This window comes from Dyella thiooxydans, from assembly GCF_001641285.1.
GTDB classification, from domain to species: Bacteria; Pseudomonadota; Gammaproteobacteria; order Xanthomonadales; family Rhodanobacteraceae; genus Dyella_A; species Dyella_A thiooxydans.
This window is the reverse complement of the sequence record NZ_CP014841.1, coordinates 2,494,793-2,507,853: the sequence shown is the minus strand read 5'-3', so window position 1 is coordinate 2,507,853 and position 13,061 is coordinate 2,494,793. Positions and strand designations below refer to the sequence as shown.

Below are 13,061 nucleotides of genomic sequence, written 5' to 3'. Positions count from 1 at the left end.
GGCGATCAGTGCAACTGGTCCAGGATTGCGAGTGTCGGCCGGGCACGGTTCAGCGTGTAGAAGTGCAGCCCCGGCGCACCGCCTTCGAGCAGGCGTCGGCACAACTGGGCCACCACCTCGGCGCCGAGCTGGCGGACCGACTCGGCATCGTCCCCGTGCGCCTGCATGCGCTTGACGATCCAGCGCGGGATTTCCGCGCCGCAGGCGTCGGAGAAGCGCTTGAGCTGGCTGAAGTTGCCGATCGGCATGATGCCCGGCACCACCGGCACCTCGACGCCCAGCCGCCGCACGTCGTCGACGAAGCGGAAATAAGCGTCGGCATTGAAGAAATACTGGGTGATCGCGCCGTCGGCGCCGGCCTCCACCTTGGCCTTGAAGTGGTGCAGGTCGGCCAGGGCGTCGTCGGCCTGCGGGTGCGTCTCGGGATACGCGGCCACCTCGACATGGAAATGGTCACCGGAGTGCTCGCGGATGAAACGCACCAGTTCGGCGGCGTAGCGGAAGTCGCCCGGAGAGGCCATGCCCGAGGGCAGGTCGCCGCGCAGGGCCACGATGCGGCGGTAGCCGGCGGCACGGTAGCCGTCCAGCAGCTCGGCGATCTCCGCCCGGGTGCCGCCCATGCAGGACAGATGCGGCGCCACCTCCAGCCCGTGCTCGCGATGCAGGCGGGCCACCGTCTCGCCGGTGTAACTGAGCGTCGAGCCGCCGGCGCCGAAGGTCACCGATGCGTACTCCGGTCTCCGGGCCTTCAGCAGACTGGCGGTGCGGTCCAGTTGGGACCTTTGCTCGTCCGTCTTGGGCGGGAAGAACTCGAAACTGATCGGGGGCATGAGTTGAGGGCCAGCAGAGCGATTGTCGAAGTATATATCCTTCATTCGCGATGGAAAGATGGATGGCTGATGGCCGCGGCGAGCCGGATGCCTGCGACAAGCTGTCCTTCACGCAATCGCAAGTATTTTTGACCGGCATCAGTTAGCCCCCTGGCCCGATCGTCGACCATGCCACCCGTTCCGACGCTCAGGAGGGGGCCCAGTGGGCAACTACAACGACAAGGTCGTACGGCAGTTCGCCGTGATGACCGTGGTATGGGGCGTGGTCGGCATGCTGGTAGGCGTGCTGATCGCGGCGCAGCTCTATTTCCCGGCACTGAATTTCGACGTGCCGTGGCTCACTTTCGGCCGCCTGCGGCCGTTGCACACCAATGCGGTGATCTTCGCGTTCGGCGGTTGCGCGCTGTTCGCCACCAGCCTGTACACGGTGCAACGCACCTGCCATGTCCGGCTGCTGTCGGACAAGCTGGCCGCGTTCGTGTTCTGGGGCTGGCAGCTGATCATCGTGGCGGCCGCGATCAGCCTGCCGCTGGGCTACACCCAGGGCAAGGAATATGCCGAGCTGGAATGGCCGATCGACATCGCCATCGCGATCGTCTGGGTGTCCTACGCGGTGCTGTTCTTCGGCACCATCGCCAAGCGCAAGGTGAAGCACATCTACGTGGCCAACTGGTTCTACGGCGCGTACATCATCACCATCGCGCTGCTACACATCGTCAACAACCTGTCGATTCCCTCCGGATGGATGACGTCCTACTCCATCTACTCCGGCTCGGTCGACGCGATGGTGCAGTGGTGGTACGGCCACAACGCGGTCGGCTTCTTCCTGACCACCGCCTTCCTCGGCATGATGTATTACTTCGTGCCCAAGCAGGCCGGCCGGCCGATCTACTCCTACCGGCTGTCGATCGTGCACTTCTGGGCGCTGATCGCCATCTACATGTGGGCCGGTCCGCACCACCTGATGTACACGGCGCTGCCCGACTGGGCGCAGTCGCTGGGCATGGTGTTCTCGCTGATCCTGCTGGCGCCCTCGTGGGGCGGTGCGATCAACGGCATCCTCACGCTGTCCGGTGTCTGGCACAAGTTGCGCACCGACCCGATCCTGAAGTTCCTCATCGTCTCGCTCTCGTTCTACATGATGAGCACGTTCGAGGGGCCGATGATGTCGATCAAGACGGTCAACTCGCTCAGCCACTACACCGACTGGACCATCGGCCACGTGCACTCCGGTGCGCTGGGCTGGGTGGCGATGATCTCGATCGGTTCGATCTACGCGATGCTGCCGCGCCTGCTCAACCAGCAGCAGATGTACTCGGTCAAGCTGATCGACACGCACTTCTGGCTGCACACCATCGGCGTGGTCGTGTACATCGCCTCGATGTGGATCGCCGGCGTGATGCAGGGCCTGATGTGGCGTGCCACCGACCCGGACAACGGCACCCTGGTGTACTCGTTCGTCGAGTCGCTGAATGCCACCAAGCCTTACTACCTGTTCCGCCTGGGCGGTGGCCTGATCGTGCTCAGCGGCATGTTCGTGATGGCGTGGAACGTGTTCAAGACCTTCCAGCAGGCGCGGGGCGCGATCGTCGCGCAGCCGGTGCTGCCGGCGGACGCTGCCGATGCCAGGGCCTGAGGGGACGGACATGACCGAGACAACGCATTTCCACGACAAGATCGAAAAGAACATCGGCCTGATGGCCATCCTGATCGCTGCCGCCGTGTCCTTCGGCGGCCTGGCCGAGATCGTCCCGCTGATGTTCCAGGCCGAGACGATCAAGCCGCTGCCGGGGATCAAGCCGTACCCCGCGCTGCAGCTGGCCGGGCGGGACATCTACCTGCGCGAGGGCTGCTACAACTGCCACTCGCAGATGATCCGCACGCTGCGCTTCGAGACCGAGCGGTACGGCCACTATTCGCTGGCCGGCGAGTCGGTCTACGACCATCCGTTCCAGTGGGGCAGCAAGCGTACCGGACCGGACCTGGCCCGCGTCGGCCTGCGCGGCTACTCCGACGACTGGCAGCGCGCGCACCTGCACAACCCGCGCGACGTGGTGCCGGAGTCGATCATGCCGGCCTACCCATGGCTGGAGAAGAACAAGCTCGACGGCGAAGAGGTCGCCCGGCACATGAAGGCGCTGCAGCGCATCGGCGTGCCCTACACCGACGCCGAGATCGCCGCGGCGCCGGAGGAGGTCAAGGGCAGGACCGAGCAGGACGCGGTGGTCGCGTACCTGCAGCATCTCGGTACGCACCTGACGCCGGCCGACGACAACGCACCGCAGGGGAGTGACTGACATGGTGGCCGGAGTGATTACCGCAGTACTGCTGGTGCTGTTCGTCGGCGGCTGGATCTGGCTGTGGCTGCCGCGCAACAAGCCGGCACTCGATGCCGCCGCGCGCATGCCGCTTGAAGACGACAACGGGGAGGAAACGCCATGATGACCTCGGGATGGACGTGGTACGTGGTCATCCTGGTCGCGTTGAACATCGCCGGCTGCTTCTGGCTGCTGATGGCGAACGTGAAGCGCCGCCCCGGAGACCCTGCGCCGGAAGACACCAGCCATGTGTGGGACGGTGACATCACCGAATACAACAAGCCGTTGCCGCGCTGGTGGATCAACCTGTTCTACATCACCATCGTCTTCGGCATCGGCTACCTGTTCTGGTATGGCGTGGGCCGCATGCACGGCTTCGGCCACTGGAGTTCCAAGTCGGAATGGGCGCTGGACAAGGCCGCCGAGGATGCGCGGCTGGAAGAAACCCTGAAGCTCTACGCCGGCAAGCCGATCGACGTGCTGGCCAAGGATCCGGGTGCGGTGGCGATCGGTCGCACGATCTTCGCCGACAACTGCGCGGCCTGCCACGGCTCCACCGGCCTGGGCGCCAAGGGCTTCCCGAACCTGACCGACAAGGCCTGGTACTGGGGCGGCTCGCCCGACCGCGTGTTGGAGACCATCCTCAAGGGCCGCAACGCGGTGATGCCGGCCTGGGGCACCGTGCTCACGGCGCAGGGCGGCCCGCTGGCGGTGGACGACGTGGTCGCCTACGTGCAGTCGCTGTCCAAGCCGGGCCACGTCGAGGACGCTGCGGCGCAGCGCGGCAAGGCGATGTTCGGCACGCTGTGCATCGCCTGCCATGGCCCGGACGGCAAGGGCAACCCGATGCTCGGCGCGCGCGACCTGACCACGGCCCACTGGCTGTATGGCGGCAGCAAGGAAGCCCTGCACAAGACCATCGCGGAAGGCCGCAACGGCATCATGCCGGCGTGGGAACCGCGGCTGGGCGAGACCCGCGTGCGACTGGTCGGCGCCTATGTCTGGACGCTGTCCAAGCATGACGACGCGGCGCCGCCGGAGGCCGCTCCGTGAACCGGCTGGCGGAAGGGCAACCCTCCGCCCCGGCGCGCCGGTTGCTTCGGCGCGCCGGCGCCATCCTCTGGCCCAGCTTCTTTTCGGCGGGTGTGATGACCATGGTGTTCTTCGCCTACGTCGATCCGCAGGCATTGCAGGACATGACCTTCCCCACGCTGCACCTGGATCGCGAGCTGGGCTACACGTTCGGCTTCTTCCTCGCCTGGATCGGCACCGCCTCGTCCAGCCTGTTCACCTGGATCCTCCTGCGACCGCGCAAGGCCTTCCACCACGTGCCCGGTACGCCTGAACACCGACCATGACATCACGCATTCCGCTCAAGCTCGTCGAGGAAGGCAGCGACTCGTTCTACGTGAGCGAGCGCAAGGTCTACCCGCGCGAGGTCTCCGGCCGCTACAACCGCCTGCGCGTCGCCGCGGTGGTGTGGCTGCTGGGCATGTTCTACCTGTTCCCGTGGCTGCGCTGGGACGGTCGCCAGGCGGTGCTGCTGGACCTGCCGGCGCGGCAGTTCCACATCTTCGGGCTGCTGTTCCTGCCGCAGGACTTCCTGTTCCTGGCCATGCTGCTGATGATCGCCGCGCTGGCGCTGTTCTTCTTCACTGCGCTGGCCGGGCGCCTGTGGTGTGGCTACGCCTGCCCGCAGACGGTATGGACCGAGGTGTCGCTGTGGATCGAGCAGTGGATCGAGGGCGACCGCAACAAGCGGATCAAGCTCGACGCGATGCCGTGGAACCGCGAGAAGATCCTGCGCAAGGGCGGCCGTCACCTCGCCTGGGCGCTGTTCTCGCTGTGGACCGGCTTCACCTTCGTCGGCTTCTTCAGCCCGATCGTCGACCTGGCGCGGCGGGTGCCGTTCCAGCTCGGCGGCTGGGAGGCGTTCTGGATCGTCTTCTACGGCATCGCCACCTGGGGCAACGCCGGCTTCCTGCGCCAGCAGGTGTGCAAGTACATGTGCCCCTACGCGCGCTTCCAGAGCGCGATGTTCGACCGCAACACGCTGATCATCGCCTACGACCCGATGCGTGGCGAACCGCGCGGTCCGCGCAAGCGCGGCCTGACGACCGTGCTGGAGCGCGCCCGCGGTCTGCTCGACAAGGTCGTCGCCTACGACTACGTGTTCCGCGCCAGCCGGCATCCGTCGGCCGCGGACAACCGCACCCAGGCCAGCGGCACGATCACGCTAAGCGGACCGGGCGTGAAGGTCGAACCGCTGCCGAAGTTCACCCTCGAAGAACTGGGCGACTGCATCGACTGCACGATCTGCGTGCAGGTCTGTCCGACCGGCATCGACATCCGCAACGGCCTGCAGTACGAGTGCATCGCCTGCGGCGCCTGCATCGACGCCTGTGACGAGGTGATGGACAAGGTCGGCTATCCGCGAGGCCTGATCCGCTACTCCACGCAGAATGCGATCGATGGCGCGCCGGCGAAGGTACTGCGCCCCCGCATCATCGTGTACGGCCTGCTGCTGACCGCGCTGGCCGCCGCCTGGGGCTGGGGCGTCACCCATCGCAGTCCGCTGCTGGCCGAGGCGCTGCGCGACCGCAATGCGATGTATGCGCAGGCCGACGACGGCAATGTCGAGAACAGCTACACCATCAAGCTGGTGAACAAGAGCCAGCAGACCCATCGCTACCGCATCGAGGTCGCCGGCGGGACGGACCTGGAGGATCTCTCGCTGCGCGGCGGCCCGAAGGTGGTCGTCGCCAACAGCGGTGAGGTGCTCTCGGTGCCGGTCACCGTGGCGGCCTCCTCGGAAACGACCGGGCGCCACGTGGTGCACTTCACCGTGCACGGCGTCGATACGCAGGCGATCGTGACCATTGACAGCAGCTTCTTCGGACCTTCGCCATGAACAAGCCCCGCAAAGCCTGGCGCGAACCCATGGTGTGGATGCTGATCGGCCTGCCGCTTGCGTCGGTGGCGATCGGGTTCGCGCTGTTGTTCGCCGCCGTTGATCACGCCGGCCCGACCGCCGAGACGCCGGACAAGGTCACCCGTCTGGGCCACCTGCAGCTGACCGCGGAAGAGGCGCCGCAGACCCGGGGGTCCAAGCCGGTGACCGAGCTGATCCTCCGCCACAACGGCGGCATGATCGAAGCGGTGCCGACCGACGCGCGCATCACCCGGGGCGGCGACCTTACCGTCGTGCTGACCGCGCAGGACGCGTCCGCCGAGGTGCTGACCCTGCACCTCAAGCCCAGCGAACTGGGCTGGCGCGGCGCCGGGGTGATCAGCGACGCGCGCAACTGGCGCATCGAGGCCACCTCCGACCGCGCACCGTGGCGACTGCAGGGACAGTGGCCGGCCGAGGCGCGATTCGCGCGGCTCGCGCCGTAAGGCGGGCCGTGCCGGTGGACCAGCGCGTCGTTCACAGCTGCTACCACTGCGGCGCACGGTTGCCGCCCTCACCGGTGTTCGTGGCACTCGATGGCCGGCCGCAGCCGTTCTGCTGCCACGGCTGCGCCACCGCCGCGCAGTGGATCCGCGACGCGGATCTGGGCGACTACTACCGCCTGCGCAGCGACCCCGGTGCGCGGGTCGATGCCGAGGCGGCCGATCTCGGCGCCTGGGACGGCAAGGAGCTGCTGGCCGAGCACACCGTGCCGGTCGACGGCGGCTGCGAGATCACCGTGCTCACCGACGGCATGCGCTGCGCGGCATGCGCCTGGCTGGTCGACCGGGCCCTGGAGCGCACGCCGGGCGTGCTCGATGCCGGCGCCAATGCGGTGACCGGGCGCATCCGCATCGCCTGGGATCCCGCGCGCACGCGGCTTTCGGCGGTGCTGGGCCAGCTGTCGATGCTCGGCTACCGGCCTTACCTGGCGGGAGACCCGGCCGCAGAGCGCCAGCGTGTGGCCGATCGTCGGCAATGGCTGCTGCGCCTGGGCGTCGCCGGACTCGCGGCGATGCAGACGATGATGCTGTCGGAGGCTTCGTACCTCGATTTCGGCCACCACATGAGCGTGCCCACGCGCGACCTGTTCCGCTGGTTCACCCTGCTGGTCTGCACTCCGGTGGTGTTCTACTCCGGCTGGCCGTTCATCGAGGGCGCCTGGAACGGTCTGAAGCGCCGTCACCTCGGCATGGATGTACTGGTCGCCGGTTCGACCCTGCTGGCCTATTTCGCCAGTGCCGTCGCGACCGTGCGCGGCGGACCGCACGTGTGGTTCGACGCAGCCGCGATGTTCGTGTTCCTGCTGCTGCTGGCGCGCCTGCTGGAGCAGCGCGCGCGGCGCATCGCCAGCGCCCAGGTGGACACGCTGGCGCGCGCGCGTCCGGTGCTGGCCGTGCGCGAGCGTGCCGACGGCGCGCGCGAATCGGTGCCGCTGTCGGCGCTGCGTGTCGGCGATATCGCCTGCGTGGCGGTGGGCGAGGCCGTGCCGGCCGACGGCGAACTGCTCGATCCGCAGGCGCTGTTCGAGGAGGCGCTGCTCACCGGCGAATCGCACCCGGTCACCAAGCGCAGCGGCGATCCGGTCTACGCCGGCACGCATTGCCGCGAGACGCCCGCCCGCCTGCGCATTACCGGCATCGGCACGGCCACACGACTCTCGCAGCTGACCCGGCTGGTCGAGCAGGCCCAGGCGCAGCGGCCGCCGCTGGCGCAACTGGCCGATCGCATCGGCGCCGTGTTCGTCGGCGGCGTGCTGCTGGCCGCGCTGGCGGTGTACCAGGGCTGGCGGCTCGTCGAGCCGGAGCGGGCATTCGAGGTGGCGCTGTCGCTGCTGGTGGTGAGCTGTCCATGCGCGCTCTCGCTGGCGGTGCCGGCCGCCCTGGCTGCGGCCAGCGGTGCGCTGGCCCGGCGAGGCATCCTGCCGGTGCGTGCGGGAGCGCTGGACCGCCTGGCGCGCGTCACCGACCTGGTGTTCGACAAGACCGGCACGCTGACCCGCGTGCATCCGGTGCTCGAGGCGGTCGAGGCTTTCGATGGCATGGACGAGGCACGTGCCTGCGCGCTGGCCGCCGCGCTGGAGCGCGACAGCGGCCACCCGATCGCCGCCGCATTCGCCGGCGAAGAAGAGCATCTCGCGGTCGAGTCGCTGCAACTGGTCGCGGGGCAGGGGCTCGCCGGCCGGATCGAGGGCGTCGACTGGCGACTGGGTCTCGCACCGTTCGCTGCCGGCCGCGCCGACGACGGCCAGGTATGGCTGGGTGACGGTACGCGCGCGTTCGCTCGCTTCACCATGCGCGAGGGGCTTCGCGCCGACGCGGCCGATACCCTCCGCGCACTTCGGGCGCTCGGTCTCACCGTGCATCTGGCCAGTGGCGACGGCGCTGCCGCGGTGGAGCGGATGGCCGCGATCCTGGGTATCGACGATGCGCGGGCCCGGCAGCGTCCGGAAGACAAGCTCGCCCTGGTGCACGAGCTGCAGGCGCGGGGACGTACCGTGGCGATGGTCGGCGACGGGCTCAACGATGCCCCGGTGCTGGCCGGTGCCGATGTCTCGCTGGCGATGGGCGAGGGCGCGGCGCTGGCCCAGCGCGCCGCCGACCTCGTACTGACCGCGCCGGAGCTGATGCGCGTACCGGCCGCCATCGCGCTGGCGAGGCGCACGCGGCGCATCATCCGCGAGAACTTCGCCTGGGCGGTGGGCTACAACCTGATCGCGCTGCCGCTGGCTGCCATGGGGCGGGTCACGCCGGGCTGGGCTGCGCTGGGAATGGCGCTATCCTCGCTGGTCGTCACCCTGAACGCGCTGCGACTGATGCGTCGTTCGCGCGAGGAGCATCGCCCATGACCATCCTGCTGATGCTGATTCCGCTCAGCGTGGTGCTGCTGGCCGTGTCCATCGGCGCGTTCGTGTGGGCAGTGCGCAAGGGCCAGTTCGACGATCTGGACACGCCGGCGCTGGACATCCTGCGCGACGATCCGCCCGCCACGCCGACCGAAGCGGACGATGACGCTCGATAGCCTGACGCTTACCGCGGCGCTGCTCAGCGGTCTGCTCGGTGGCGCGCACTGCGCGGCGATGTGCGGTGGTATCGCCACCGGTTTCTCCGCGCGTGCGCCGCAGGCCGGATGGGCGGGCGCGGCGCAGCTCAACCTCGGCCGGGTCGGCGGCTACGTGCTTGCCGGGGCGCTGGTCGGCGGCGTGGGCGATGGCCTGCTGCGCGTGTTCGAGATCCCCGGCCTGGCCGTGGCGATGCGGGTGGCCGTCGGCCTGGTGCTGGTGCTTGCCGGCTTGCGCCTGCTCGATCGCAGCGGTCGCTTCAACGTGCTGTCGCGCCCGGGTGCGCGGGTCTGGCGCGCGCTGCAGCCTCTGCTACGCCCCCTGCTGCCGGCGAACACCGTGCCGCGGCGGCTGGCGGCCGGCATGCTGTGGGGCTGGCTGCCGTGCGGTCTCAGCACCACGCTGCTGGCGGCCGCGTGGATGCAGGCCAGTGCGGTGCACGGTGCGCTGACCATGGCGGCGTTCGGCCTCGGCACCTTGCCGGTGATGCTGCCGCTGACCTGGTCGGGTGCCCGTATGGGCCGCTGGCTGCAGCGCCCCGGGATCCGCCACGGGGCCGGGGCGCTGGTGATCGTCGCCGGCCTGCTGACCATGGCCGCACCCTGGCTGATGCAGATACCGGCCCTGCACGCGGCGCTCGGCGCGCTCGGCTGCGGGCCGCGCTCCCGCTGAGCGCATGGCGCCGCGGGTGTCTTGCCCGCGGCGCACGCGACGCTTGCGTTGCGTCAGTCCCGGTCGGGCTGCGCCTCGTGGTACCCCGCGGGGATCGCGGTGCTGAAGAGAGCGGCATCCAGCGGCGGATCGACGCTGACGTGGATGCGCTGGCTCATCGCCATGCCGTGGCCGCCGACCTCGACCGCCCGCGGTACGCCGTCGTCATCGGCCCACAGCGCGATGCGCATGCCCTGCACGTCGAGCTGCCAGCCGTGGGCGATGCGGCCGTCGATGATGCGCTGGCCGGGCAGTTCGGCGGCCTTGCCCTGGAACTGGCGGATCGCCTCCAGCCACTTCAACGCGGCGTCGGGGGTTGGCTTCGCATCCGCCGGCAGCGTGACCAGCATGGCCATGCGCGGGCCGTGCAGCAGGGTCAGCACGCGATGCTCGGCGGCGTTCACCACCACGCTGGTGGCCTCGCCGATGTCGGTGCGGGCGTTGCCGGCGCGGTCCATGCGGACGTGGATGGCCGGCATCGCGATGCCCTGCGACTGCTGCTCGATGGTCATCGACAGCGTCCGGAAGTCACGCAGGTGCTTCAGCGCCAGGTCGAAGGCGACGCCACGCGAGGTCGGCATCAGCACCAGGGCGAGCACCAGGCAGGCGGTGGCGACGGTGGCGAGTGCGCCGATCCAGCGGGCCGCGCGGACGCGCCGTGGGCGGGCATCGACGAGGCGGCGCTCCAGCCTCGCCTGCGCGGCGTCGAGCGCGGCGGTGGTCGGCTCGCGGACCAGCGCCTGCAGGTGGCTGGCCAGGGCGGGGGACAGGGTCGGTTCCATCACAGCACCTCCTGCGCGGAGCGCGCATGGTCGTTGAGCATCGATTCCAGCGCCTGCGCCGCACGGTGCAGGCAGACGCCGACATGGTTGGCGGTGAGGCCTGTGGCGCGGGCGATCGCCGCGGTGTCCATGCCGTGGAGGTGTCGCAGCACGAAGCATTCGGCGTGCTGCGGCTTCAGTCGGGCCAAGGCGTCACGCAGGCGCCGGGCGCGTTCGGCCTGTTCGGCATCCGCTTCGACCGTGTCGGCGGCCTCGGGCTCGGCGGCCTTCCACAGCGGCCGCAGGCGGCGCCAGCGATGCCGGCTGCGCAGGCGGTCGATCGCCTGGCGCGTGGCCATCGCGGCAAGGTAGGCCGGCCATGAGGCGACATCGGTCGGGGGCTTCTCGAGCAGGCGCAGGAACACGTCCTGCTGCACGTCTTCGGCCTGGCCGGCATCACCGAGCACTCGGTACGCGGCGAGATACACCGCGCGGCCGTAGCCGCGGGCAAGGGCATTGACGTCGGGCGGTGCGGTGTCCGTCACGGGCTCGCCTCCGCGGGAAAGTGACAGGGGCATGGTGCGTCTCCGGGTGGATTCACCCCTTCAGACGCACCGGCCCGCCCGATTCTTACAGCTACGGTCGCCGGAAACGACGAAGGGCGCATCGCTGCGCCCTTCGCTTCGGTGTTGCGGAACGCCGCCGCTGATCAGTAGCGGTAGTGTTCCGGCTTGTACGGACCTTCCACGGCCACGCCGAGGTACTTGGCCTGGGCAGCGGTGAGCGTGGTCAGCTTCACGCCGATCTTCTCCAGGTGCAGGCGGGCCACTTCCTCGTCCAGCTTCTTCGGCAGGATGTAGACCTTGGGCTCGTAGATATCCTTGTGCGCCCACAGGTCGATCTGCGCCAGCGTCTGGTTGGCGAACGAGTTCGACATCACGAAGCTCGGATGGCCGGTGGCGCAGCCCAGGTTGACCAGGCGACCCTCGGCCAGCAGGAAGATCGCGCGGCCGTCCTTGAAGGTGTACTTGTCCACCTGCGGCTTGATGTTGAGCTTGCTGGCACCCGACTTCTGCAGGCGCTCGACCTGGATCTCGTTGTCGAAGTGGCCGATGTTGCAGACGATCGCCTGGTCCTTCATGCCCTGCATGTGTTCCAGGGTGATCACGTCCTTGTTGCCGGTGGTGGTGACGTAGATGTCGCCACGGCCCAGGGTCGACTCGACGGTGTTGACCTCGAAGCCTTCCATCGCCGCCTGCAGGGCGTTGATCGGATCGATCTCGGTGACCACCACGCGGGCGCCGTAGGCGCGCAGTGAGTGGGCGCAGCCCTTGCCGACGTCGCCGTAGCCGCAGACCACCGCCAGCTTGCCGGCCAGCATCACGTCCATCGCACGCTTCAGGCCGTCGGCCAGCGACTCGCGGCAGCCGTACAGGTTGTCGAACTTGCTCTTGGTGACCGAGTCGTTGACGTTGATCGCCGGGATCAGCAGCTTGCCGGCCTCGGCCAGCTGGTACAGGCGGTGCACGCCGGTGGTGGTCTCCTCGGAGACACCCTTCCAGTCCTTCACCACGGTGTGCCAGAAGCCCGGGCGCTCGGCGTGCACGCGCTTGAGCAGGTTCTTGATGACCTGCTCCTCGTGGCTTTCCGAGGCGGTCTCGACCCAGGTGTCGCCATTCTCGAGCTCGTAGCCCTTGTGGATCAGCAGCGTCACGTCACCGCCGTCGTCCACCACCAGCTGCGGGCCGAGGTAGCCGCCCTTGCCGTCCGGGAAGGACAGCGCCTCGAGGGTGCAGTCCCAGTACTCCTCCAGCGTCTCGCCCTTCCAGGCGAACACCGGGGTGCCGGAAGCGGCGATCGCCGCGGCAGCGTGGTCCTGGGTGGAGAAGATGTTGCACGAGGCCCAGCGCACGTCGGCGCCGATGTCCTTCAGCGTCTCGATAAGCACGCCGGTCTGGATCGTCATGTGCAGCGAGCCGGTCACGCGCACGCCCTTGAGCGGGGCGCTGGCGGCGTACTTCTTGCGGATCGACATCAGGCCAGGCATTTCCTGCTCGGCGATGTCCAGTTCCTTGCGGCCGAAGTCGGCCAGGCCGATGTCGGCGATCTTGTAGTCGTGCGAAACGGTTTCGCGGGTCACAGCATTCATTCGGAGAGCTCCAGTTCTGTGCAGGAGCCCCGCGGCGCCGGGGAAGGTCGCTCGCGAGACTGCCGCGTGATAGCAACCGGGCGCCGTTTTCGAACCTGCCGCGTCGAGCCTGGCCACCGGTGCTTCCCGGTTCGGATAACCGGACGGAATGGCGGTATTCCGCCTGCCTGTGGTCGCAGCGCCCCTCGACGGGCATCTGGGCATTGTAGCTGCAACCGGCCGCGCGTGTCCGGTGCCGGCGTGCGCCGTGGACCGATTCTTGACATGCTGCACTCGCAGCA

At 68.7% G+C, this 13,061-nt stretch carries 14 protein-coding genes and 1 riboswitch; of the genes, 10 read left to right on the top strand and 4 right to left on the bottom strand.

The genetic code is table 11. The annotated features are described in order from the left end of the window. Window positions 1-5: 5 nt before the first annotated feature. Window positions 6-830 carry a methylenetetrahydrofolate reductase [NAD(P)H] gene (gene metF / locus ATSB10_RS11410; RefSeq protein ID WP_063672940.1) on the bottom strand — a complete coding sequence of 275 codons (825 nt, stop codon included), beginning with the start codon at window positions 828-830 and terminating at the stop codon, window positions 6-8. Window positions 831-1,074: 244 nt separating this feature from the next. Between metF and ccoN the strand changes: the two genes are divergently transcribed. The 10 genes from ccoN to ATSB10_RS11365 are packed head-to-tail and all read left to right on the top strand — an operon-like array spanning window position 1,075 to window position 9,831. Continuing rightward, window positions 1,075-2,466, top strand: a complete 1,392-nt coding sequence (gene ccoN, locus ATSB10_RS11405) for a cytochrome-c oxidase, cbb3-type subunit I (RefSeq protein ID WP_063674457.1) — start codon at window positions 1,075-1,077, stop codon at window positions 2,464-2,466. Window positions 2,467-2,476: 10 nt separating this feature from the next. After that, entirely contained in the window at window positions 2,477-3,127 is a 651-nt protein-coding gene (gene ccoO / locus ATSB10_RS11400) for a cytochrome-c oxidase, cbb3-type subunit II (RefSeq protein ID WP_063672939.1), read from the top strand. Window positions 3,128-3,140: 13 nt separating this feature from the next. Further along, entirely contained in the window at window positions 3,141-3,272 is a 132-nt protein-coding gene (locus tag ATSB10_RS18980; RefSeq protein ID WP_236886410.1) for a cbb3-type cytochrome c oxidase subunit 3, read from the top strand. Further along, the gene (ccoP, locus tag ATSB10_RS11395) at window positions 3,269-4,201 is read left to right on the top strand and encodes a cytochrome-c oxidase, cbb3-type subunit III (protein ID WP_236886409.1); all 933 of its coding nucleotides are present in this window, start codon (window positions 3,269-3,271) and stop codon (window positions 4,199-4,201) included. Before ATSB10_RS18980 ends, ccoP begins: the two co-directional genes overlap by 4 nt. After that, entirely contained in the window at window positions 4,198-4,506 is a 309-nt protein-coding gene (locus tag ATSB10_RS11390) for a hypothetical protein (protein WP_063672937.1), read from the top strand. The genes ccoP and ATSB10_RS11390 overlap by 4 nt, the downstream gene beginning before the upstream one ends. After that, complete coding sequence (locus ATSB10_RS11385; RefSeq protein ID WP_063672936.1) at window positions 4,503-6,059, top strand: 4Fe-4S dicluster domain-containing protein; 1,557 nt, start codon at window positions 4,503-4,505, stop codon at window positions 6,057-6,059. Before ATSB10_RS11390 ends, ATSB10_RS11385 begins: the two co-directional genes overlap by 4 nt. Then, window positions 6,056-6,544 (top strand): hypothetical protein, encoded by a 489-nt coding sequence (locus ATSB10_RS11380; RefSeq protein WP_063672935.1) that lies wholly within the window; start codon window positions 6,056-6,058, stop codon window positions 6,542-6,544. Before ATSB10_RS11385 ends, ATSB10_RS11380 begins: the two co-directional genes overlap by 4 nt. 14 nt (window positions 6,545-6,558) lie before the next feature. Continuing rightward, entirely contained in the window at window positions 6,559-8,946 is a 2,388-nt protein-coding gene (locus ATSB10_RS11375; RefSeq protein WP_063674456.1) for a heavy metal translocating P-type ATPase, read from the top strand. Continuing rightward, a complete protein-coding gene (gene ccoS, locus ATSB10_RS11370) occupies window positions 8,943-9,119 on the top strand; it encodes a cbb3-type cytochrome oxidase assembly protein CcoS (protein WP_063672934.1) in 177 nt (58 codons plus the stop codon). Before ATSB10_RS11375 ends, ccoS begins: the two co-directional genes overlap by 4 nt. Then, on the top strand, window positions 9,106-9,831 hold the full coding sequence (locus ATSB10_RS11365; protein WP_063672933.1) for a sulfite exporter TauE/SafE family protein: 726 nt from the start codon (window positions 9,106-9,108) through the stop codon (window positions 9,829-9,831). Before ccoS ends, ATSB10_RS11365 begins: the two co-directional genes overlap by 14 nt. 53 nt (window positions 9,832-9,884) lie before the next feature. On the opposite strand, the gene ATSB10_RS11360 is transcribed toward ATSB10_RS11365, so the two are convergent. The 3 genes from ATSB10_RS11360 to ahcY form a co-directional block, all read right to left on the bottom strand. After that, entirely contained in the window at window positions 9,885-10,652 is a 768-nt protein-coding gene (locus tag ATSB10_RS11360) for a hypothetical protein (RefSeq protein ID WP_063672932.1), read from the bottom strand. Next, window positions 10,652-11,176: an RNA polymerase sigma factor gene (locus tag ATSB10_RS11355; protein ID WP_063672931.1), complete on the bottom strand. Its 525-nt coding sequence runs from the start codon at window positions 11,174-11,176 to the stop codon at window positions 10,652-10,654. Before ATSB10_RS11355 ends, ATSB10_RS11360 begins: the two co-directional genes overlap by 1 nt. 164 nt (window positions 11,177-11,340) lie before the next feature. Further along, the gene (ahcY, locus tag ATSB10_RS11350; protein ID WP_063672930.1) at window positions 11,341-12,780 is read right to left on the bottom strand and encodes an adenosylhomocysteinase; all 1,440 of its coding nucleotides are present in this window, start codon (window positions 12,778-12,780) and stop codon (window positions 11,341-11,343) included. 71 nt (window positions 12,781-12,851) lie between these two features. After that, a riboswitch (S-adenosyl-L-homocysteine riboswitch) is annotated at window positions 12,852-12,973 on the bottom strand. Between the last annotated feature and the right edge of the window lie 88 nt (window positions 12,974-13,061).